Genomic DNA, 22,284 nt, shown 5'->3' on the forward strand with positions numbered 1-22,284 from the left:
TGGGCATCCTGCCCAAGGTGGCACCCGGCGCACGTCCATGTGCGCCGCCCTCCGGGTGTCCCTGGTCTCGCGAGTTACAAGCGGCGCCCAACAACAGCAACAGCAAAGGCGAAGCCAAAGCCGAAGCCGAAGCCGAAGCCGAAGCAAAATCTTGGCAACGGCAACGGCAACGGCAACGGCAACGGCAACGGCACGGCAACGGTAGCAACAGCAACAACAACAACAACAACAACAACAACAACAACGGCTTTGCGGGCTCCGTCGCGCATCCAGGCCAAAACAAAAAAAGCCACCGCCATGCGCTGCATGACGGTGGCCCCGATCTCCCCTGACACCCCAGCCCCAAAACCGGCGCCCTAGCGCCGATCAGATCCCCTTGACGCTACTCACCTCACCTCGAACTCATAAATCCGAGTCGCCGGGTCCGTATTCTGCGTAGGCGCAGTCACATTGAGCTTCACGTACCGTGCCGAAGTCGCCGTGATCGAATGGGTGGACGAATTGCCGGTGTTGTTGGTGATCGTCACCGGCGTGCTCCAGCTCGTGCCGTTGCTCGAGGTTTGGATGGTGAAAGCCTTGCTGTTCCACGTCGCCGATTCGCCGCCCGCGCCGGCATGCTTGATGGTGAAGCTGCTGACGGTCTGCGCCGAACCCAGATCGACCTGCAGCCACGACGGCGAGGTCAGCGAACAGAACTTGTCCGTGTTGCCCCCCGAAACGCTGCCGTTGACCGCCTTGGCTCCGGATTCGTTGCTGTTGCACGCGGCCGAACTCGTGGTCGGTTTGTTGAGCGCCAGGTTGACGTTGCCCGCGCCGACCGACACGGTCGAAGCCTTGGTGTGGGTGGCGCCGCCGTTGTCGGTCACGGTGAGGGTGACGGTGTAGTTGCCGGCGCTGGTATAGGCGTGACTGGGATTGGTCGCGGTGGAGGTGCCGCCGTCGCCGAAATTCCAGCTGCGCGAGGCGATGCTGCCGTCGGCGTCGCTGGAGGAATCGCTGAAGTTCGCGGTCAGGCCGCTGATGCTGACGCCGAAGTTCGCCACCGGCGGAGTGTTGCCGCTGACAGCGGCGTTGATCGCCGAGGCGTACTGCGCGGTGGTGCCCTGCGCCCAGCACTTCTGGATGTCGTCGTACAACCACAGGAAACCGCCGCTGATGCCGGCGTTGGTCCTCCAGCCGGCCATGCGCGTCTGCACCTGCGAGGGGCTGTCGCCCGAGGTGCAGCCGCTGCCGTGCTTGGTCCACAAGCCCGGCATGACGGTCATGCCCATCGCGGTGTTCCAGTTCGCCGGATCGTTTCCGGCGCCGCCGTCGTACACCTGCAGGTAGATGCGATCGACCGAACTGCCCAGGTTGTCCTTGACGCCCTTCCAGAACGATTGATTGGTGTACGGCGCGAAGGTGATCTTGTAGCCCAGCCCGACCAGCATCTGGCCGAAGGTGGTGGTGTCGGCGACGTTGTAATGACTCTCGTCGTCGAAGTTGACCGCGTCGGCGCCGGTGGCGGTCTTCAGCGCCTGGAAATTGCGGTACAGGATGCTGGTGCTGCCGGTGCCGCAGACGATGGTGGTGCCGCAGCCGGCGGCGGTGCCGTTGGCCAGTTTGGCCATGCGCTCGAAGTCGGGCACGCCCCAGGCGCCGATCGAGACTTCCACGCGCTTGACCGAGGTCGGCGCGGTCTTCAGCGAAGCCAGTCGCGCCGGCCAATCGGCGTCGGCGCCGGCATAGGCACCGTTCTTGACCACCGGAATGTCGTTGTAGACCAGGTCGCCGTTGTCCTCGATGTGGATGCTCCACAGAAACACCGTGGTGAAGCCCGAATCGCGCAGGCCGTTGATGACGGTCTGGCCGCCGGAATAGAACGGGCCTCCGCCGAAGATCGCCGACTCGCCACCGATCGCGGCCGGCGCGGCGAGGGCGAGGCTCAGCGCGGCGAGCGCCGGCATCAAGCGGCGACTGGCGGTGGACGGTGTCTGGTTCGACTTCTTCGACATGGAGCGATCCCCTGCGGTGGGCGTCAAGGCGACGCAATGGTGGTAATGCGCATCGGCCTGCCGCGATGACGTTCGCGGTCCGGGAATGCGCGCTCGTCGCCAAGCGCGGCGACGCGCTGACAGTGCGAGCGGCGATTCCGGCATGTCAATATTTAGATCGATTTAAACGGGTAAAAACGTTTAAACAAGGCGCGCTTTCAAGGTTTTTCCCGAGCAATCAAGGCGCTGCGGGGATTCGCGCGGCGATGGCGGAATCCGAACACGCGCACGGATTGCGCGAACGACGCGTTGCGGCGCAGCAAGCCGCTGCGCGATTCAGGCGACGCGGAGTCGGATTCGCGCGCTGTGTCCGCGTGCGATGCGAGGGGCGGGGCGGGTGTGGAAACCGAACGGCGGCCGCGCTTTCGAGCCATGCCGTTATGGGATGCCGCGACAAGACGCCATCGCTGCCGATGGACAGGTCGAAGCCGCACCTGCGAGTGGCTTGCGAGGCCGCTTCCGGCCGGGCTCCGGTAGCATGTCGCGATGATTTCCGACCCAGAGCCCCCGCGCGATGCCGCGTTTTCCCCGCTGCCGGTGGCGGCGGTCCTGCGCGAGGCGCGCAGCCGCATCGATCCGGCCGAGGCCGAAATCTTGCTCGCCCACGTGCTGGGCCGTTCGCGCAGCTGGTTGTTCGCGCACGACGACTACCGCCTGGATGCGCGGTTGGCGCGAGGTTTCCGCGATCTGCTCGAGCGCCGCATCGAAGGCGAGCCGGTCGCTTATCTGATCGGCCACCGCGGCTTCTGGCGCTTCGACCTGCGGGTGACTCCGGCGACCTTGATCCCGCGCCCGGAAACCGAGCGGCTGGTCGAACTGGCGCTGGAACGGCTGCCGCGAGAGCGCGAGTTGAGCGTGGCCGACCTGGGCACCGGCAGCGGCGCGATCGCCCTGGCGTTGGCGTCGGAGCGGCCGCGCGCGAAGGTGATTGCGGTGGATGTCAGCGCCGCGGCGCTGGAGATCGCGCGCGGCAACGCGCGGACGCTGGGCCTGGCCAATGTTGAATTCCGCGAAGGCGACTGGTGGGCGCCGCTGGCGGGCCAGCGTTTCGATCTGATCGCGACCAACCCGCCGTATATCGAAGAACGCGATGAGCATCTGCGCCAAGGCGATCTGCGTTACGAACCGCTGAGCGCGCTGGCCTCCGGCGCCGACGGGCTCGATGCGATCCGCGCCATCGCGGTCGGCGCGCCCGCGCACCTGCATCCGGGCGGATGGCTGCTGATCGAGCACGGATGGGAGCAGGGCGCGGCGGTGCGCGGGCTGTTGCTCGCCGCCGGGCTGGTCGATGCGGCGACCGAGCGCGATTGGGAAGACCGGGACCGCGTCACCTTGGCGCGCATGCCCGAGACCGCGCCGTAGCGCCTGCACCGTTTCGAGACCATCGCGCCGATTGCGCAAAGCCAGGGTCTTCGCCGCGTCGCGCCATACCTCGCCGCATCGCCGGCTTCGCCCGGCCGCGTGCACAGCAAGCCGCGCCGGCCTTGATTAGACTGCGCGGTATCCCGCACAAGAGGCTTCCGATGCGCACGCTCTATCCCGATATCGAACCCTTCGACACCGGCACGATCAAGGTCGATGACCGCCACACCTTGTATTACGAGCAGTGCGGCAATCCCGACGGCAAGCCGGTGGTGCTGCTGCACGGCGGTCCCGGCGCGGGCTGCAGCCCGAAGATGCGGCGCTTCCACGATCCGGTCAAGTACCGCATCGTGCTGTTCGATCAGCGCGGTAGCGGCCGTTCCACGCCGCACGCGGACCTGGTCGGCAACGGCACCTGGGAGCTGGTGGCCGATATCGAACAGCTGCGCGCCAAGCTCGGCATCGAACGCTGGCAGGTGTTCGGCGGCTCCTGGGGTTCGACCCTGGCGCTGGCGTACGCGCAAACCCATCCGCGGCGCGTCACCGAGCTGGTCCTGCGCGGCATCTTCATGCTGCGTCGCTGGGAACTGGAATGGTTCTATCAGGAAGGCGCCTCGCGCCTGTTCCCGGACGCGTGGGAGCACTACCTCAAGGCGATTCCGCCGGTCGAGCGCCACGACCTGATCAGCGCGTTCCATCGCCGCCTCACCAGCGAAGACGAAAAGACCCGCCTGGACGCGGCGCGCGCATGGAGCGTGTGGGAAGGCGCGACCAGCTTCCTGCACGTCGACCAGGATTTCGTCAGCGGCCACGAAGATCCCCAGTTCGCCCTGGCCTTCGCCCGCATCGAGAACCACTACTTCGTCAACGGCGGTTTCTTCGAAGTCGAAGACCAGTTGCTGCGCGACGCGCACAAGATCGCGGACATTCCCGGAGTGATCGTGCACGGCCGCTACGACGTGGTCTGCCCGGTGCAGAACGCGTGGGAACTCAAGCAGGCCTGGCCGAAGGCGGAACTGACCATCACTCCGGCTTCGGGGCATTCGGCGTTCGAGGACGAGAACGTGGACGCCCTGGTCAAGGCGACGGATCGCTTCGCGTAAGGCATCCACAGGCACGTTTTCTGATCAGGATGGCTGCGTTCCCGGTGTCGATTCCGGCGAACGCAGCCGGCCGGCGGTTCTCCGATCGCGCGCAATCGCGTGGTCGGCGCCGCGGTCATCGCTGCGGCTTACATAAGTAATGGCCGGATAACCAGGTATTTTCGTGCCGGTTCAGGGCACGTCCAATGCGCCATCCGCTCGGGCGGACGCAAACCACATCAAGGTTTTCCACGATAAACCGCACTCGCGGACTCGCGATCGGGCGGTTTTCGCGTGCTTGACAGTTTTCTGATCTGGGTGTGATTCTCTAATCAGGATTTATTTGGGTCACTTCACCGATTGAAACAGGGGAAGCACGCGTCGCGGCGAATTCGACACCGCGCGACACGGACGGGCGTGTGGAGGGCACGATGGGGGACGAAGGTTTGGTAGATGCGCAAGACGGGCAACTGCAACTGGTGCCCGTGCACCAGTTGCAAGTCCAGCGCACGCAGACGCGTTGCGAGTACCGGACGGACGGCGACGATCCGCAGTTCGAACTGCGCCCGCCCGCCGCCGCCGCGCTGCCGGCGCCGGGCTGGTATCTGCTGTCGCTGCGCTTGTTCGGCGACGTGCGCGGATTCGTCGAGCGAATCAGTCTGCGCGAGAGTCTGATCGAAGTGGAAGGCTGGGCGATCGGCAGTGGCGAGCGCGAAGTGGAGCGGCTGTGCGTGGAGATCGACGGGCAGCGTCACGTTCTGGACCGGTTCGATCGCATCGGTCGCGACGATGTCCTGCGGGCCACTGCCAAGCGGGCAGGGCGGTTCGGTTTCAAATTCTCGCTGCCGGGCCATGCGCCTGTCGAACCGTCCGATATCGCGGTGCGTCTGCGAGTGTCGATCGGAAATTCGCGAAACCAGGTCAGCTATCCATTGCAGATGGCCGTCGGAAGCGTGATCGAGACGATATGAATCGAGCAGCGGAAATCGTCGCCCCGCCAGGCGGGCTTGAATGCGCTGGCCGTGTTCTGTCTACCCAGGCTCGTGCGTTCTACTCTCACGGAAAAACAAGATGAAGTTCGGATTCTCCCCGGGCCGATCGGCTCATCCCGCCTTGCCCGAAGCCGCGAGCAATTCGTCGGAACGAAGGCCGGTGGTGATCACGCTCGCCGGTGAACGCGCCGCCCGGATCATGGTGGATCAAACGATGCGATGGGGCAGGTCGATCGTGGTCTGCGGCTGGAAAATCGGCGAATTCCAGCTCGCGTTGACGGCGGGCAAGAAGCGGATTTCCAGTTCGACGCACAATATCGAGCGAGGCGACGTTTCGCAGTATTTTCCCGACGCCAAAGGCGACCTGGGTTTTGTCATGATCGCCGAGGCCGGGGAAGCGGCCGAGCTCAATCTGGATTGGATCGTCGCCGGGCAGCGCGGACGTATCCCTTTGCAGATAGCGGACGCAAGCCAGATCGATTCGACATTGCTTGCGATCCCGGGCCCGGCCCGCGCGTTGCTGGCGCGGCAGTTCGCGTTCGCGAGCGACGATTGGAAGCGGCTGACGGCGCAGGCGACAGAATCCGCTCCGCATCTGGCGTGCGGCTATCTGGAGAGCGCGATCGTTCCTTCGAATACCGAACATGCCATCGTATGCGGCTGGCGCGTGTCGGCGCCGGATGTTTCGTTCTGGTTGGAGGACGATCTGGGCAACGTCCATTCGATGGATCGAGTGTCCTGGCGGGATCGCCAGGATGTGATGGACAGCGTCGGTTCGCAGTTCGGGCCGCGCGCGCTCAGTTCCGGGTTCGTCGCCCACTTCACCGATATCGGCCCGGTACGGTCGTTCACGCTCAAGGCGATGAGCCCCAGCGGCGTGCACGTGTTGCATCAGATCGCCTGTACGCAAATGTCCTCGGACCCCTCGGCTATAAGCCATTGGCTGTTCGGAATCTCGATGCCGGAAGCGGAACTGTCGCGGCACCACGAGTTGGTGGAAGGGCCGGTGCTCGGCGCGCTGATACAACGTTCGCGAAATGCGTGGGATCAGTTTCCCGTGCTGCGTAAGCAGATGGGCGTCGTGACGCCCGATCCGCGGGTCAGCGTGATCGTGCCGCTGTATGCGCGGTTCGACTTCATAGAGAACCAGATGGTCGAATGGGTAAGGGACGACTGGTTGCGCGAGCATGTCGAGTTGTTGTACGTAATCGACGATCCGCGGCTCGTGCCCATGTTCGCTAGCTTCGCGGAGGAGATGCATCGCCTGTACAAGGTGCCGTTTCGCTGGACCTGGGGCGGCGTGAATCGAGGTTTCTCCGGGGCGAACAACCTGGGGGCGTCGATGGCGAGAGGCGAGTGCTTGCTGTTCCTCAACAGCGACGTGTTTCCGCAATCGCCGGGATGGATTCAACCGCTGCTCGATGTCCTCGATGCCCGGCCGGACATCGGCGCGGTCGGCCCTCGCCTGATATTCGCCGAGGGAGGCATCCAGCACGCCGGGATGAAATTCGAGCGCCTGGAGGAATACGCGGTCTGGATCAACCGGCATCCGTACCTCGGCCTCGATCCAGAACTGGACCCGCACGTCGGCCTGACCCTGATGCCGGCGATCACCGGTGCATGCATGATGGTGCGCAAGGCCGATTTCGATGCGGTCGGCGGTTGGGACAGCGGTTATCTGATCGGCGATTTCGAGGATTCGGATCTGTGCCTGAAATTGCGCGACGCGGGCTTGTCGATTGCGTATCTGCCCAGTGTCGAGCTGGTTCATCTTGAGCGCCAATCGATGAGCGTTCTGGGCGACGGCAGCTATCGGATGCGGGTGACCCTGTGGAACGCAATGCGGCACCAGCAGCGCTGGCGCGGGCTCATCGAGGCGTCAGTGGGCGAGGCGGCCGCATGAATCGTTTCGAGAGGTTCGACCCTGCGAGGCTGATGCCGGTATCGCCGTCCGGCCGGCCGCATAGAATTCTGGTGATGTCGCACCGCCATCCCGATTTCAGCCTCGGAGGCGGGGAGATCGCCGCCTACAACATGTATCGCGGGTATTCCCAGAACGACCAGGTGGAAGAGGCCTGGTTTCTGGCCAGCGCCGACCGGGGCCGGGGGCAGGGCGGCGGAATGATGCTGCGCCGGAAGGGCGAGTACCTATGGGAACAGGGTATCCACGACTGGACCATGTTGAAGGCCGCGCAAAGACGAAGCGTCACCGAGGCGTTCGCCGAGCTGATCGGCGCACTGAGGCCGACCGCCGTGCATGCGCATCACTACGCGCATCTTGGCGTGGAATTCTTGCGTGTCATCAAGGATGTCGATCCGGGCATAGCGGTCTATTTGACCCTGCATGAGTACATGGCCATCTGCAACAACCAGGGGCAGATGATCAAGACCAGCGGACAGCTATGCAGTCGCGAATCGTTCGAAGATTGCCGGGGCTGTTTCCCGCAGCTGAGCGTGCAGGACCTGTGGCGCCGAAAGCATTTCATCCAGCGCCATTTCGATTACGTGGATCATTTCGTTTCGCCGTCGAAGTTCCTGCGCCAGCGATATGTGTCCTGGGGCGTTGCCGAGGACCGCATCAGCGTCATCGAGAACGGCCAGGGCGACGGCGAGCTTTTGCCGGCGCGCTCGATCGAGGCCGGCGAGCGACGCAACCGCTTCGGCTATTTCGGCCAGATCAATCCCTACAAGGGGCTGAACGTGCTGCTGAAGGCGTTGCACGAACTGCCGAAGGACAAGCGCAACAGCATCGTCCTGGAAGTCCATGGAGCGAATCTGGAAGCGCAGAGCGGCGAGTTTCGCGACACGATCAAGGCCCTGGCGGACCCGCTGATCAAAAAGGGCGTGGTGCAGTGGATGGGTTCTTATCAGCCCCATGAGTTGCGAGATCGCATGGCCGGCGTCGATTGGGTGGTGGTGCCTTCGGTGTGGTGGGAGAACTCTCCGATGGTGATCCAGGAGGCCTTCGTGCATGGCAGGCCGTTATTGGTGTCGAACATCGGCGGAATGGCCGAGAAGGTCCGGCATGGCATCGACGGCTTGCATGTCAGTGTCGGCAACGTCAAACAATGGGGCGATGCCATGATCAACTGTCTGTCCGATGGGCTGTGGGCCCGGTTGGCTTCGGGCATCGAGCGGCCGGATACACATCGTATTTGCGCGCAAAAACACTTGGAGTTGATGTCTTGCACGAGGGAGTGATCAAAAACGAGGGAGCGTTTCTGTTCGGTATATCTCCATCGCTGCATAACAGCGCTTTGCTGAGCAGCGCCGATTGTTATCGCAAGGTCGGGGAGAATACCGGCAATCTTGCGTTTCATTGGGCGATATCGCAGCAGTTGGGACTGTTCGACAACGTCGAGTGGAGCGAGCCCGACGCCGGATTTCATGCGGGCGGCCGTTTGGCGGTGATGCCGTGCGCCAATCAGGTCGGCGTGCATATCGACATGCAGCACGAAGCCACGAGAATCGCCGGCACGCAAATGAAGCTCGTCGCGCTGGGCCTGGGCGCGCAATCGAATCTGGACATGACGATCCCGAATGTTCCCGAAGGCACGGTCGCATGGATACGCGAGCTGGTGCGGCGCGCGCCAGGCGCGGCCCCGAACATCTCGGTCCGGGGCGAGTTCTCGCGACGCGTCATGGAATCGCTGGGCTTCGCGGACAACGTGGAGGTGCTGGGTTGTCCGACCTTGTTCATCAACAACGACCCAGCGCTCGGGGAAAAACTGACCGCGCGGTTCGATGGCGTCGATCGGGTCTGCGTGGTCGCCGGACATTACCAGTGGAAGGAGTTGGCACGTCTGGAAGCGTCCCTGGCCAGCATCGCCGCCGCCACCGATGGCGCTTACGTGATGCAAAGCCCATTCGAGATGGTCGCGTTGGGGCGAGGCGACCTGCATGCCGTATCCGACCAGGTGATCGGTGAATGCCGGGACTTTTGCGCTCCGCACCTCGATGTCGGGCAATTCAAGGCTTGGCTCATGCGTCACGCCCGGTCCTTTTTCGACGTGTCGGCCTGGATGGAGTACATGCGGCGCTACGACTTGGTCATCGGCGCGCGCATCCACGGGATCATGCTTGCCTTGCAGGCCGGCATTCCGGCGATTTGCATCGCGCACGATTCGAGAACGCTGGAGCTTTGCCAGATCATGAAGGTCCCCTACTTGAATGCGCGGGACTTCGGCGGCGGCATTACGAAGTCGCAGCTGGCCGGTTTGTGGCAATTCGACGGCGCCGAGTTCGATCGAAATCGCCGGGAGCTGGCGCAGCGCTATCGGGATTTTCTGAACCGCAATGGTCTGGCCTGCAGGACGTTGATCGAATGACGCAAGCGCAAGCGACTCAGGAACTGGAGCTAGTAGGCGATCCTCGCAAAGACGGCAGATGGCGCTGTCTGCTGGAAGGTTCCAGTTCCGCCTTGTGCGAACAAAAACTTCTATTCGACGACGATCCGTTCGGGCTGGAGCGGCGCATCCCGAAGCTGCCGGCCCGCATAGATTTCGAGAGTTTTCTATTGCGTCTTGAAGGCGGTGAGGTGCTGGACGGGCTTCGCAACATCGTGTCCGACGACGCCTGGTTCGTCGATCGCGTTCTGCCGCAGAAAGACGGACCCGCCGACCTGTTGCGTTGCGATCTGCGATCGGGCATGCGGCTCGAGGATGGCGCGATCCGGTTCGTCCCCCGGCCAGTTGATCGCATCGACGCGGAAATCGGCCTGGCGGTGTCGAACGAGCCTTCGAACTGGGGCAGCTACCTGTGCCGGATATTGCCGAAGATCATTCGCTTCGGTGAAATGGGTCTGGATCGAATCCTGGCCTATTGCGGCGGGCCCCAGCGTCTGGACCTGTTCGATCTCATCGGCCTGTCGCGCGAGCGGATCGTCCCCCATGACCCCGGTCGGAACTACACATGCGCGTCGGCCCTGTACATGTCCGAGCCGACCAACAGCCTGTATCTCGAGCCCAGCGCACGAGCGGATCTTGCGCGGTTGGCCGACCGGTTCCGCGCCTGGTCGGGCCGACGTCTTTATGTGTCCAGGCGCGCGGGATTGGGCGCGCGAAGCGGGCGGACGTGCTTGAACGAGCAAGCGCTCGAGAGCGAGCTTCGGGCCTTGGGGGTCGAGATCATTCATCCCGATCAACTCAATGTGCGTCAGCAGATTACGGCCTTCGCGAACGCCTCGCTGATCATCGGCTGCTCGGGGGCGGGCATGTTCAATACCGTGTTCGCGCCACGCGACGCGGTGGTGATAGAAATCGAATCGTCACCGAACTGGAGCTACGCGCATACCAGCCTGTTTTCGTCGCTGGGCCTGCGCCATGGTTTCGTTTGGGGGCTTCCGGTGTCCGGCCATGGTTCCGCGCCGCATGTTCCCTTCGAAGTGGATGTCGCGGCGGTGTGCAATCGGGTCAAGGACTACGCCTGACCCGGTGGTGCTCTTCATGGTCGCGAATCAATGGCTGAGCACGCAGACTGACTGACCCAGATTGCCGCGTTCAGACATTTCGCGACCATCGTCCCAGCGCACGTGGCGATCCAGAGGGATATGCGCAAGATCGCCATCCTGGATCGTCAGGATCTTGAGATTCAGGGCCTTCGCGAACGCAGCGATCATGTCGCGGTCGATGAACTGGTTGAGTACCTTGTCTGTGCGCTCGTCGGCCACGGAGTGTTCGAAAATGTACCAATGCGAGGGGATGCGGAACTCCAGGAACGAGAAGACGATCCTGCCCTCGGGCTTGAGCACGCGAGCGGCTTCGCGCAGATAGCGAAACGTCTCCTCGTGCTGCAGGTGGGTGAATACGGAGAAGAACACCACGTAGTCGGCCGAGTCGTCGGCTTCGGGGATGCCGGTGCCCGGAGCGGGGTAGAACGACCAGTCCTCACGCACGCAAAGTTTTTTTGCGTACTCAAGCAACTCGGGCACGACATCCAGGCCGACATAGCGGCCGGTCAGGTAAGCCGACAGCTTGCTGGCCAGGCGCCCGCTGCCGCAGCCGATGTCGACGACTGTATGCTGCGGCTGCAGGCCCCATTGCCTGAGCAGGCAAAGCTCCAAGGTCCCGACCGCGTCGAAGTCGCCGCCCACCGCCAGCGACATCGCCTGCGCCTCATCGTGGCGTTCCAGCAGTTGCTTGCTTTGTTTGAGGTAGCTGGCGAGAAAGTGCGGAATTTTCATAGGCGAGGTTTCATGCAGGCCCCGCACCGGCGATCGGTGCGATACCGATCTAGTAGGCGGGGGCCCTGTGCCATTTCCAGGCGCTTGCGACGATATCGCCAAGTTCGGCGAAGCCCGGGCGCCAGCCCAGTTGCGCGCGCGCTTTGTCGCTGGCCGCGACCAACGTCGCCGGGTCGCCGGGACGGGACGGGGCGAATTCGAATGGGATGTCTTGCCCGGTCGCGCGGCGCGCGGCCTCGATGACCTGCAATACGCTGAAGCCGGACCCGTTGCCGAGGTTGAACGCATGCGCGCCTGGATGTCGGTGCATGAATTCGATGGCGCGGACATGGGCGTCGGCTAGATCGAGCACGTGCACGTAATCGCGCACGCAGGTGCCGTCCGGCGTCGGGTAGCCGTGGCCGAACACCTTCAGCGGCGGGCCGATCCCGAGCGCCGAACGCAGCACGTTGGGAATCAGATGCGTTTCCGGGGTATGCGATTCGCCGATCCCGGCTTCGGCCGCGGCGCCGGCGGCGTTGAAGTAGCGCAACGAGACCGAGCGCAGACCGTAGGCGTGCGCGGCATCGGCGAGGATGCGCTCGACCATCAGCTTGCTGGCGCCATACGGGTTGATCGGCATCTTGCGATGCGCTTCGTCGATCAGCTCCGCGACGGGTTGACCGAACACCGCCGCGGTCGATGAAAACACCAGCCGTTCGACTTCGTGGCGCCGCATCGCATGCAGCAGGTTGAGGCTGCCGACCACGTTGTTGTCGTAGTAGTCATAGGGGGCGGTAACCGATTCGCCGACCAACGAGCGCGCGCAAAAATGCATGACCGCGTCGACCGGGCGTTCGAAGGCCGCGTCCAGGGTGCCCGGCCGCATCAGATCGGCTTCGATCAGCCGTCCCCAGCGCGCGGCCTGTGAGTGGCCACTGCTGAGATTATCGAGCACGGTTACTTCATGGCCGCGTTCGGCCAGTACATAAGCCGTATGCGAACCCACGTAGCCGGCCCCCCCGCATACCAGAATATGCATCGCCACCAACGCGAAACCAGGAACACGTCGGCAGCTTAGCGGCGGGGCTTCGAACGAAATAGTTCGAAAAACTACGCTTTTTTAGTGCTTCTCTGAATGCAGGACGTCATGATGGACCCGGTGCGGCGGCCACGGACGCCATTCGTATGGCTCAATGGTGGACTCACCCCGCCGCCGACCCATCCGGATTGCGCTCGATCATCCAAAGCCCCGCCCACAGCTTGAGGTCCAGTTCGAAACCCTCCGCCTGTTTCTGCATCAGCCACACCGGCGCCTGCGCGCGCGGGACTTCGTGGACGATGATGTCCTCGCCGGCGACGCCGCCGCCGGCGCCGACTTTGCTCAGCTCGCTGGCGCGCACGAAGGCGATGCGTTCGCTGCTCATGCCGGCCGAGGTCGGGCCGGTCAGCAGGACTTCGACGCGGGCCGGGTTCCAGCCGGTTTCTTCCACCAGCTCGCGCTGGGCGGCCGATTCCAAAGTGTCGTGGGCGTGGTCGTCGCCGACCAGGCCGGCCGGCATTTCGATGGTGCGCGCGGCCAGCGGCACGCGGTATTGCTCGACGAACAGGATGTTGTCGTCGGGGGTGACGGCGATGATGATCACCGCCATGCCCTTGCCGTGGGTGCGTTCGGCGTATTCCCAGTGACCCCGGCGCATCATGCGCAGCCATTGGCCGGTGTAGATGGTCTCGACCGGTTCGTCGTGTGCTGCGTGATCTGCTGACGTCATTGCGTTCCTCGCTCGGTCGCGTCGCGGGCGCGGAGCCCGCTGCGCTGGATGGTGAGTTCGATGTCGGCCGGTCCGCACGCGGCGGGCCGGTCTGGCCGCAGCGATGGACGCTGCGCTCGCCGTGCAAGCCTATCGCGTCCGGCCGGCGCGGGCGGCAATGCGATCGAGGCCCGGGCCGCGGGCCCCGATGCTACGACGGAACCTGTGACGCGGCGAAGTCGAGCCCGACCGCGTCGAACAGCCGGCGCCGGGTCATCGGCCCGAAGCGCAGGCGGTCGCACAGCGCCTGCAGGTTCGCCGCATCGGCCTGGCCGCGCACGAAGTGTCCGCTGCTGTCGCCAAGCGGCGCGTCCACCGCGATCGTGGTCAGCTGCCGGCACAGCAGGGCCTGGGCACGGTGTTCGCGCAGCCGCGCCGCGGCGCTGGCGGCGCCGCGCAGGCGCAGGAACGGCACTTCTTCCACCCGCGCCAGCAGCGCGTCGAGGGTGTCGAAGTGGCCGAGCAGGGCGGCCGCGGTCTTGGCGCCGATGCCGGGTACGCCGGGAATGTTGTCGACCGCGTCGCCGGTCAGGGCCAGATAGTCGGCCACCTGCCGCGCCAGCACGCCCTGCCGCGCGGGCACGCCGTCGGCGGTCCAGCGCACGCCGCGGGCGAAGTCCCATTGCTCGTCGCTATCGACCAGCAACTGCGACAGATCCTTGTCGGCCGAGACGATCACGCCGCGATAGCCGTGGCCGCGCATGGCGACGATGGCGCTGCCGATCAGATCGTCGGCCTCGTACTGCACATCGGCCAGCACCGACAGGCCCAGCGCGCTGCACAGCGCCTTGCAATGGCCGAACTGGCGCTTGAGCGCGTCCGGCGCCGGCTCGCGGTTGGCCTTGTAGGCCGGATACAGCGCGTTGCGGAAGCACGAGTCCAGCGCTTCGTCGAAGGCGACGGCGATGTGGCGCGGCTTCTCGCGTTCGATCAGTTCCAGCAGGAAGCGGGCGAAGCCGTGCACGGCATTGCTCGGCCAGCCTTCGGCGTCCTGGAAGTCGTCGGGTATCGAATGCCAGGCCCGGAATACGTACAGGCTGGCATCGACCAGATACAGCGGCGTGCGCGGTGCGTCGTTCATGCGCTCATTCAAACACGCGGCCCCTCAGACCGGCGACCAGTCGCTGAGCAGCGCCGCCACATCCGGGCGTTCCCGCTCGGGCGCGTCGATCTTCGCCGTACCAATATGGATGAATCCCGCGACATGCTCATCCGCCTTCAGCCCCAGCCAGCTCGCGACCTGTTCGTCGTAGGCCGGCCAGCCGGTCAGCCAGACCGCGCCGAAACCGAAGGCCTGCGCGGCCTGCAGCAGGGCGAAGCAGACGCAGCCGGCGGTGAGGGTGCGCTCGAACTCGGGGATTTTCTCGTCCGGGCCGAGTTGGGCGATCACCGCGACGATCAAGGGCGCATGCGAGAAGCGGCCGCGGTCTTTTTCCACCGCCGCCGCGCCGGCGTCGGGGAATTTCTCGATGCCGCGCGCGGCCAGGCGTTCGCCCAGGGTGTGGCGCGCGTCGCCCTGGATGGTCAGGAAGCGGAAGGCCACGCGCTTGCCGTGATCGGGCACGCGCACGGCGGAGGTCAACATACGGTTGAGTGTTGATTCGTCCGGTCCCGGCGCCGAAAGCTGCTTGGCGGGGATCGAACGACGGCTGTCGAGAGCGGTTAGCAAGTCGGGGTGGGGAATGGCCATTTAAGTAAGTTGAACTCTTGTCACAAAAATGAACGGCGACACATAAACGGTCGCATCTAGGCACTATCCTGACGTCGGCAGTCGCAAATGGACATGCCGCATTCACCAGGGGGAACTCCGTACGTGTCCGGTCACTTGCACGGCGTCGTTCAGACCACGCGCACCGACCCGTCGCGCGTGCTCGAAGAAATCAAACGACAGACGCTCGAGCAACTCGGGGGGCTGCCTGGCACCCTGTACGGACCGATCGAGGAAGCCCTCAAGGCCGATTCGCTCAAGGGCGACGGTCGCAATCACCATTTCGAAGATCAGGCCGCATTGTGGGTGCTGCGCCAGCAACAGGCCAGCCATGTCATGGCGTTTCGCCAGCACGTCGGCCTGGGCTTCGAGGCGTTCCGCTCGCCCGGCGCGGCGGTCGGCGGCCTGGGCGGTTCGCCGCTGCAACTGGTCGGCGAGCAGCAACTGGCGTTCGACCTCGACGGCGAGCGCCTGACCGAAGCGCTGGAACAGCGCTATCTGCGTCCGCTGGAAATGCTCGACGGCCGCCTGAAGATGCTGTCGCAGGCCATCGGCGCGCCCGCCGGCGCCAATCCGTCCGGACCGTATCGCCTGGTGCGCGCCTTCACCGCGCTGTACAGCGATGCCCAGGTCAACGAAAGCCTGCGCCTGCGGCTGTTCCGCCAGTACGAATACGAGCTGTCGCGCGTGCTCGGCGACCTGTACGCGCGCATCAACAATCTGCTGGCCACGGCCGGCTACGGCGTCGGCATGGCCGGCGGCGCGGCGCCCAACGCGCCGGCGCGCGCGGCCGAGGAACGCCGCGACCGCAATACGCTCGACGACGTGTTCGACACCGTTCCGCATCGCGAGGCTGCCGCGTCCGTGCCCCACGACTACAACGGCGCGCCCGGCGCCGGTTACGGCGGCGATCCGCACGCCGCTCACGCAGGCGCGGGTTACGGCGCGCAGCAGCAGGCCTCGCAGGCCGATGTCGCGGCGATGGCCAGCGAATTGGCCGAGCTGCGCTCGCAACTGCACGCCTGGCGCGAAGGCCTGATCAAGGCCGGCGGCCTGCCGCCGACGCATCAACAGCCGCAGCGCTCGATGGCGCCGCGACGCGAACTGCGGGTGGAAGAGGTGCTCGGCATGGCCTCGCTGCTGCAGCCCGAGCCGCCGGACGCCTATGCGCGCGCGCTGGCCGTGTCCGGCCGCCTGGGCGAAACCATCCGCGATCAGCTCTACGACGGCGCCCGGCGCCTGGGCTTCAATCCGGACCAGACCTGTTTCAGCGCGGAAGAAGACGACGCCATCGATCTGGTCGCGCTGCTGTTCGACTCGCTGTTCCGCAACCACGCCCTGCAGGACCGCGCCCGGCGCGTGTATGCGCGGCTGGTGATGCCGTACGTGAAGATCGCGCTGACCGACAACGCGGTGTTCGTCAAACGCGAACATCCGGCGCGGCGCCTGCTGGACGCGATCACCGAGGCCTGCGAAGGCAACGACGGCGAAACGCCGCAGGACCGCGATCTGCTCGAGCGCGCTTCGGAGATTTCCCAGCGCATCGTCTCGGACTACAACGAAGACCTCGCCGTGTTCGAACTGGCCCATGCCGAGCTCGACGCGATGCTGTCGCAGCACCGGCGCCGGATCGAATTGCAGGAACAGCGCGCGGCCAAGGCCACCTATGGCCGCGAGCGCCTGGGCGCGGCGCGCAGTCAGGCCGATCAGGCCGTGCGCGAACGCATCGGCGAATCGCGCCTGACCCAGGCGGTGGCGGACTTCATCGCCACGCCGTGGCGGCATCATCTGGTGCAGGTGATGCTGCGCGAAAACGACGACCCCAAGCGCCGCGCCCAGGCGATGGCGCTGGGCGACGCGCTGGTGATGGCGGACAAGTTGGCGGCGGAAAATCGCGGCCGCGAACTGGCCGATCAGCTGCTCGCCTTGCAGCCGATCATCGTCCAGTGCCTGGCCAGTTCCGGGCTCGACGACAGCGCCGCCCAGCACGGCATGGCCGGGCTGGTGCGCGCCTTGTCCACGCCGGACAAGGAACGCAGCGAGCATCCGTTGCCGAGCGCGTCGGACATCGAAGAAGACGTGGCCGAGGAGCGTCGTCTGTATTTGGCCAGCGGCAGCGCCCAGGTCGCGCACGATCCACTGCTGGCCGAGCGCATGCGTCAGCTCGAACCGGGCGACTGGCTGCGCCTGACCAATATCCAGGGCGAGACCATCGCGGTGAAGGTCGCCTGGGTCAGCCCGCTGACCTCGCGTTTCCTGCTGGTGAACCGGCGCGGCGTGCGCGCCCTGGTGGCCTCGGCCGAAGAACTGGCGATCCTGGCCGCGTCCGGCCGGCTGCTGGTCGGCGCCGAGCGCACTGCCTTCGACGAGGCGATGCGGCAGGTGCGGCGGCATCTGGATCGGGTGATCTGAGCCGGCGGGCGATCGGATTCGCGCATACGCATGAACACGAATCGGGGCGAAAGCCCCGAAGTCTTTTGTGGGAGGGGCTTCAGCCCCGATGCTTTCCGGTCCGCTGTCGTGGTCCTGCAGTGACCTGACCGAACAGCATCGGGGCTGAAGCCCCTCCCACAAGAGCGCCCCTTCCACAAAAAAGCTCCCCTCTCACAAAAGACTTTCGGCGCTTGCAGGTAGCCGACACCGGCCCTCCGAGCCGACCTGTCCCCCGCCGCGCTGTGATCCCAATCCGCTTCCGCGACATCCCCCGGCGCACCGTCATCGATCCGAGATCGCACGCGCCCCGGTCATTCCGCTAGGATGCATCGAACGAGGCACGGAGCGGAGCATGTCGGGCATCACCATTGGCGTTGCGAGCGAAACCGCATCCGGCGAAAAGCGCGTAGCGCTGACGCCGGAGACCTGCAAGAAACTGGTCGCCCGCGGTGCGCGCGTGCGCATCGAGCGCGGCGCCGGCCGCGCCGCGAGTTTCACCGACGACGCCTACGTCCAGGCCGGCGCCGAACTCGCCGACGACGCCAGTGCCGCCACCGGCGAGGCCGACGTGGTGCTGTGCGTGCAAGCGCCTGACCCGGCGCGGCTGGCGCAACTGCGCGAAGGCGCGGCGCTGGTCGGGCTGCTGCAGCCGCAGGCCGATGCCGCGCGCGGCGAGGCCATCGTCGCGCGCAAGCTCAACGCCTTCCCGCTCGAACGCCTGCCGCGCACCACCCGCGCGCAGGCGATGGACGTGCTCAGCTCGCAGGCCGGCATGGCCGGTTACAAGGCCGTGCTGATCGCCGCGCAACTGGCGCCGCGCTTCTTTCCGATGCTGACCACCGCGGCCGGCACCATCCGCCCGTCCAAAGTGCTGATCGTCGGCGCCGGCGTGGCCGGATTGCAGGCCATCGCCACCGCCAAGCGCCTGGGAGCGGCGGTGGAAGGCTTCGACGTGCGCCCGGAAACGCGCGAACAGATCGAATCGCTGGGCGGCAAGTTCCTCGACCTGGGCGTCAGCGCCGCGGGCGAGGGCGGCTACGCGCGCCAGCTCACCGATGAGGAACGCGCCGAACAGCAGCGCCGCCTCGGCGAGCATCTGAAAAACATCGACGTGATCGTCTGCACCGCGGCGGTACCGGGGCGTCCGGCGCCGAAGATCGTCAGCGCGGCGATGATCGCCGGGATGAAGCCGGGCAGTGTACTGGTCGATCTGGCCGCCGAGACCGGCGGCAACTGCGAACTCACCCAACCCGGCCAGACCATCGACGCCGACGGCGTGACCGTCGCCGGGCCGTTGAATCTGGCCAGCAGCGGCGCGGTCCACGCCAGCGAGATGTATGCGCGCAACGTGTTGAACTTCGTCAGCCTGTTCGTCAACGACGGCGCGGTGAACTTCGACTGGGGCGACGAACTGCTGGCCAAGACGATCTGGCCGGAGCGCGCCGCGACGGCCTGAGCGCGCATGACCTGGTTCGCCGACGAAATCCTGCTGCCGGCCACCGCGCAAGCGCTCGCGCGGGTGTCCGGCGATCCGCTGCTGGCGCCGTACGCGTACTGGGTGCGCGATCTGGACGGCCACGCCTGGTTCTCCGACGAGCATCGCCATGAGCTGCCCGAGGGCGGCCTGATCGCGATCCGTCCAGTGCGCGACACGCGCAGCGACGACGAAGACGATTCCTGGTACGGCGTGCCGTCGCTGGACTGGTCGCGTTTGCAGCCGCGCGAGCATCAAGGCCCGGAGCCGGACCGGATCGGCCGGCGCCTGGCGGCGTACTTGCTCGAATGCACCACCGGTGAGCCGGCGTCGGCCGATAACCCGGCCGACGATGTCGATTCGCTGCCGCCGCCGTCGCTGCGCCGTTATCTGGGCGAATTGTCGGCGCAGTTGTCGGTGCCGGTGCTGTACCACTCGGCGTTCTTCTGGGGCGGCGCGGTCGAGTACGAATACAGCCTGTGCTATCGCCCGCATGAGGCGCTGTTCCTGACCAAGCCGCCCGAACCCGGCGACGAAGCCATCCGACACGCCTTGCACGATGGTCTGGCCGGAGTCGGCGTGAATCTGCCGAGCCCGTATTTCGCCCTGCATGCGCGCGAATTTCCCTGGGCCCGCCATCGCCTCGACGGCAAGGGCTGAGGCGCCGCCGTACCGATGCGGCTTACGCGGCGCTCATGGGCGGCACGCATGGAATTAACGCCGCAGGCCGCAGGCTCGGGTCCAGATCAGCGACGGCGAGGCGGCGATGATGGACGAAGACCTGCAATCGATGAGCGCGCAGGAGTTGCGCGAGCAAGTGCGGCGCCTGCGCGCCGGCATCCGCGCGCATCGCGACAGCAGCGGGCACGCGTTGTGCTGGCATCACCCGCAGCTCTGGAATCTGTTGCCCGAGCGGATTCAACCGCAGATCGCGGTGCCGCAATGGCCGGCGTTCCTGCGCGGCTGCGTGCGCTATCGCGAATCGCTGGACCGGCAACGGCCGGATGCGCCGCGGGTCGAGGATGAACTGAAGTAGGGCGGGGCTGCGCGCTGTTTCGCGCGGTGAACCGGCGCGTGGGCTTGAAGTCCCGGCGAAAGCGGAGATCCAGAGGCTTCATGGTCCTGCCCCGATGAAGCCCTGGATCCCCGCCTTCGCGGGGATGACGGTGGAACTTGGAGTGGGTAGGCGCTGCGGTGGCCGATCACGCTGGCTTTGTTCTGAGTTCTGAGTTCTGAGTTCCGCGGTGTTCTGCTGCGTCGTGCGTCGGGCATCCGATGCCGGCCTTCGCCTTTGCTCGTCATTCCCGCGAACGCGGGAATCCAGGGCTCTTCGTGCGAGAACGTTTGAAGTCGTTTTGCTCGTCATTCCCGCGAAAGCGGGAATCCAGGGCTCTTCGTGCGAGAACGTTTGAAGTCGTTTTGCTTGTCATTCCCGCGAAGGCGGGAATCCAGGGCTCTTCGTGCGAGAACGTTTGAAGTCGTTTTGCTTGTCATTCCCGCGAAAGCGGGAATCTAGGGCTCTTCGTGCGAGAACGCTTGAAGTCACTGGATTCCCGCGTTCGCGGGAATGACGAATCTGGAAGGATGACGCTGAAGTCTCTGGATGTTCGGCTCCGCGGAAGTAAAGCGGAGCCCGCGTTCGCGGGAATGACGGCCGGAGGGAACGCTGTTTCTGTACTTTTGAATCTGCGTTCCCTATAGCCCGGCATCACTCAATCCCGAGGCGGCATGGGCCCCCGATCCGGCCGATCCGACCGCTCCGGCTTCGGCGGCGGCGGATTGGCCTGTACCCAGGCGCGGCGTTGTTCCGGCGTCATCGTGCGCCACTTCTCCATCAGCGCGCGGCGGGCGTTGTCGTCCAGGCCGCGCATGTGGCCGAACAGCGCGCGCATCTGGCCGCGCTCTTCCGGATTCAGATGCTCCCAGCGCTTCATGCCGCGGCGCGCGTCCTGGCGCTCTTCCGGCGTCATCTGCTGCCAGCGGCGGGCGTGTTCGAGCATGCGCGGGCGCTCTTCGGGCGCGCTGTTCCAGCGGTCGCGCATCGGTGCGATCAGTTGTTCGCGCTGGGCCTGGCTGAGCTGGTCCCAGGCCGGCAGATTGACCGCGGGTTTGGCGGCCGGGCCCGGCGGCGGGGCCGCCCAGGCCGGGGCGAGCGCGGCGGGCAGCGCGAGCGCGCCCAGGGCGAGTGCCAATCCGGCGCGGCGTAGCGGGGCGAAGCGGCGCATGGCGGTTTACTCCGTGTGAGTCCGGGGCAGGGCGTCGGTGTTGGACGCCAGCCACAGGTAGAGATCGGGATTTTCGTCGAGCGCGGCGACCGCGGTGTCGGGGTCGTAGCCGGTCTCGGCCGGCGCGGCGTTGGTGGACGCGACGACGGCCGGGCCGGTCGCGACCGGCGCGCTGCCGGGCGGAGCGCCGCTGCCGGCGAACTGCAGGCCCAGCGCGAGCGCGACCGCGGCCACGCCGGAACTGGCCAGGGTCCAGCCGAGGAGGCCGCCGCGCCGATGCGGCTGGGCGGCGGCCTCGCTGCGGATCGTGCGCAGGCGGGCGCGGATCTGCGGGCTGACGCGTTCGACGGCGTGCGCGTGCAGATCGCGCATGGCGGCGTCGAAGCGCGCGTCCGCATCCGCAGGCGGGCTTGCGCGGTCCTGAGAGTGTTCGTGGGTGTTCATCGCCATTCCTCCAATTGCCGCTGCAGGGCTTCGCGCGCGCGCGACAGATGGGTTTTCACCGCGCCTTCGCTGCAACCCATCGCCCGCGCAGTCGTGGCGACGTCGAGTTCTTCCAAAATCCGCAAGGAAAACGCCTCGCGTTGCCGGCGCGGCAGTTTGCCCAGCGCGTCGGCGAGTTTGCCGTAGGCCTCGCGGCCGTCGTGGGTGCGCTGCGGGTCGGGACCGTCGTCGGCCCAGTCCATCGGCGCATCGTCGTCGTCGCGCGGAGCCGGCATCAGCCAACGCAGACGGAAGGTGCGGCGACGCTGGATATCGACGATCCGGCTGCGCAGGATGCTCCAGAACAGCGGCGTCCACTCCGAGGCGGGGCGCTCGCGGTAGCCGAGCATCTTCATCATCGCGTCCTGCACCGCGTCCAGCGCGTCTTCGCGATGGCGCAGGCCCAGTTCGGCGAAGCGGAACGCGCGCGTGCCCAGGCCGGCGAGGAATTCCTCGATCGTCGCCGGCAGGCGCGCCGCCGGCGCGGCCGCTTCGGGCTCGAATCCGCCAACGGCTTCCAG

General features: G+C 65.9%; 21 protein-coding genes. 12 read left to right on the forward strand and 9 right to left on the reverse strand.

Features of this window, described 5'->3' with window-relative positions; all coding sequences use genetic code 11:
- Nucleotides 1-332, forward strand: a 332-nt coding sequence (locus J7J50_RS09730; RefSeq protein WP_215097490.1) for a hypothetical protein, incomplete at its 5' end; no start/stop codon positions are given.
- 54 nt (nucleotides 333-386) lie between these two features.
- Here J7J50_RS09730 and J7J50_RS09735 read toward each other — a convergent pair.
- A complete protein-coding gene (locus J7J50_RS09735) occupies nucleotides 387-1,994 on the reverse strand; it encodes a PKD domain-containing protein (protein WP_251044465.1) in 1,608 nt (535 codons plus the stop codon).
- A 525-nt stretch (nucleotides 1,995-2,519) separates the two neighbouring features.
- On the opposite strand from J7J50_RS09735, the gene prmC reads away from it, so the two are divergent.
- From prmC to J7J50_RS09770, 7 genes are all read left to right on the forward strand, one after another.
- Nucleotides 2,520-3,395, forward strand: a complete 876-nt coding sequence (prmC, locus tag J7J50_RS09740) for a peptide chain release factor N(5)-glutamine methyltransferase (RefSeq protein WP_215058253.1) — start codon at nucleotides 2,520-2,522, stop codon at nucleotides 3,393-3,395.
- 161 nt (nucleotides 3,396-3,556) lie between these two features.
- Nucleotides 3,557-4,498 carry a prolyl aminopeptidase gene (gene pip, locus J7J50_RS09745; RefSeq protein ID WP_215058252.1) on the forward strand — a complete coding sequence of 314 codons (942 nt, stop codon included), beginning with the start codon at nucleotides 3,557-3,559 and terminating at the stop codon, nucleotides 4,496-4,498.
- Between the two features lie 410 nt (nucleotides 4,499-4,908).
- Nucleotides 4,909-5,448, forward strand: coding sequence for a hypothetical protein (locus tag J7J50_RS09750; RefSeq protein ID WP_215058251.1), 540 nt, complete (start codon nucleotides 4,909-4,911; stop codon nucleotides 5,446-5,448).
- A gap of 100 nt (nucleotides 5,449-5,548) precedes the next feature.
- Nucleotides 5,549-7,372, forward strand: coding sequence for a glycosyltransferase family 2 protein (locus J7J50_RS09755; RefSeq protein ID WP_215058250.1), 1,824 nt, complete (start codon nucleotides 5,549-5,551; stop codon nucleotides 7,370-7,372).
- A complete protein-coding gene (locus J7J50_RS09760; RefSeq protein WP_215058249.1) occupies nucleotides 7,369-8,670 on the forward strand; it encodes a glycosyltransferase in 1,302 nt (433 codons plus the stop codon). Before J7J50_RS09755 ends, J7J50_RS09760 begins: the two co-directional genes overlap by 4 nt.
- Complete coding sequence (locus J7J50_RS09765; RefSeq protein ID WP_215058248.1) at nucleotides 8,655-9,797, forward strand: polysaccharide pyruvyl transferase family protein; 1,143 nt, start codon at nucleotides 8,655-8,657, stop codon at nucleotides 9,795-9,797. Before J7J50_RS09760 ends, J7J50_RS09765 begins: the two co-directional genes overlap by 16 nt.
- Nucleotides 9,794-10,897: a glycosyltransferase family 61 protein gene (locus tag J7J50_RS09770; protein WP_215058247.1), complete on the forward strand. Its 1,104-nt coding sequence runs from the start codon at nucleotides 9,794-9,796 to the stop codon at nucleotides 10,895-10,897. Before J7J50_RS09765 ends, J7J50_RS09770 begins: the two co-directional genes overlap by 4 nt.
- A 27-nt stretch (nucleotides 10,898-10,924) precedes the next feature.
- On the opposite strand, the gene J7J50_RS09775 is transcribed toward J7J50_RS09770, so the two are convergent.
- From J7J50_RS09775 to J7J50_RS09795, 5 genes are all read right to left on the reverse strand, one after another.
- The gene (locus J7J50_RS09775; protein WP_215058246.1) at nucleotides 10,925-11,650 is read right to left on the reverse strand and encodes a methyltransferase domain-containing protein; all 726 of its coding nucleotides are present in this window, start codon (nucleotides 11,648-11,650) and stop codon (nucleotides 10,925-10,927) included.
- Between the two features lie 49 nt (nucleotides 11,651-11,699).
- Nucleotides 11,700-12,671, reverse strand: a complete 972-nt coding sequence (gene galE, locus J7J50_RS09780) for a UDP-glucose 4-epimerase GalE (RefSeq protein ID WP_215058245.1) — start codon at nucleotides 12,669-12,671, stop codon at nucleotides 11,700-11,702.
- A gap of 163 nt (nucleotides 12,672-12,834) precedes the next feature.
- Nucleotides 12,835-13,401, reverse strand: coding sequence for an NUDIX hydrolase (locus J7J50_RS09785; protein ID WP_215058244.1), 567 nt, complete (start codon nucleotides 13,399-13,401; stop codon nucleotides 12,835-12,837).
- 190 nt (nucleotides 13,402-13,591) lie between these two features.
- Nucleotides 13,592-14,521 carry a 5'-3' exonuclease H3TH domain-containing protein gene (locus J7J50_RS09790; protein WP_215058243.1) on the reverse strand — a complete coding sequence of 310 codons (930 nt, stop codon included), beginning with the start codon at nucleotides 14,519-14,521 and terminating at the stop codon, nucleotides 13,592-13,594.
- A 24-nt stretch (nucleotides 14,522-14,545) separates the two neighbouring features.
- Nucleotides 14,546-15,130, reverse strand: a complete 585-nt coding sequence (locus J7J50_RS09795) for a nitroreductase (protein WP_215058242.1) — start codon at nucleotides 15,128-15,130, stop codon at nucleotides 14,546-14,548.
- Nucleotides 15,131-15,253: 123 nt separating this feature from the next.
- Between J7J50_RS09795 and J7J50_RS09800 the strand changes: the two genes are divergently transcribed.
- From J7J50_RS09800 to J7J50_RS09815, 4 genes are all read left to right on the forward strand, one after another.
- Entirely contained in the window at nucleotides 15,254-17,560 is a 2,307-nt protein-coding gene (locus tag J7J50_RS09800; RefSeq protein ID WP_215058241.1) for a DUF1631 family protein, read from the forward strand.
- A 373-nt stretch (nucleotides 17,561-17,933) separates the two neighbouring features.
- Nucleotides 17,934-19,037 carry an NAD(P) transhydrogenase subunit alpha gene (locus tag J7J50_RS09805; protein WP_215058240.1) on the forward strand — a complete coding sequence of 368 codons (1,104 nt, stop codon included), beginning with the start codon at nucleotides 17,934-17,936 and terminating at the stop codon, nucleotides 19,035-19,037.
- Nucleotides 19,038-19,043: 6 nt separating this feature from the next.
- Complete coding sequence (locus J7J50_RS09810) at nucleotides 19,044-19,715, forward strand: hypothetical protein (protein ID WP_215058239.1); 672 nt, start codon at nucleotides 19,044-19,046, stop codon at nucleotides 19,713-19,715.
- Between the two features lie 106 nt (nucleotides 19,716-19,821).
- A complete protein-coding gene (locus J7J50_RS09815; RefSeq protein ID WP_251044467.1) occupies nucleotides 19,822-20,091 on the forward strand; it encodes a hypothetical protein in 270 nt (89 codons plus the stop codon).
- Nucleotides 20,092-20,767: 676 nt separating this feature from the next.
- Here the strand turns inward: J7J50_RS09815 and J7J50_RS09820 are convergent.
- Genes J7J50_RS09820 through J7J50_RS09830 form a run of 3 tightly spaced genes read right to left on the reverse strand, consistent with a single transcriptional unit; the run spans nucleotide 20,768 to nucleotide 22,284 of the window.
- Entirely contained in the window at nucleotides 20,768-21,280 is a 513-nt protein-coding gene (locus J7J50_RS09820; protein ID WP_215058238.1) for a DUF3106 domain-containing protein, read from the reverse strand.
- Between the two features lie 6 nt (nucleotides 21,281-21,286).
- Complete coding sequence (locus J7J50_RS09825; protein WP_215058237.1) at nucleotides 21,287-21,724, reverse strand: hypothetical protein; 438 nt, start codon at nucleotides 21,722-21,724, stop codon at nucleotides 21,287-21,289.
- Nucleotides 21,721-22,284: an RNA polymerase sigma factor gene (locus tag J7J50_RS09830; RefSeq protein ID WP_251044471.1), complete on the reverse strand. Its 564-nt coding sequence runs from the start codon at nucleotides 22,282-22,284 to the stop codon at nucleotides 21,721-21,723. Before J7J50_RS09830 ends, J7J50_RS09825 begins: the two co-directional genes overlap by 4 nt.

Source organism: Lysobacter sp. ISL-50, from assembly GCF_018612875.1.
Lineage (GTDB): Bacteria > Pseudomonadota > Gammaproteobacteria > Xanthomonadales > Xanthomonadaceae > Lysobacter.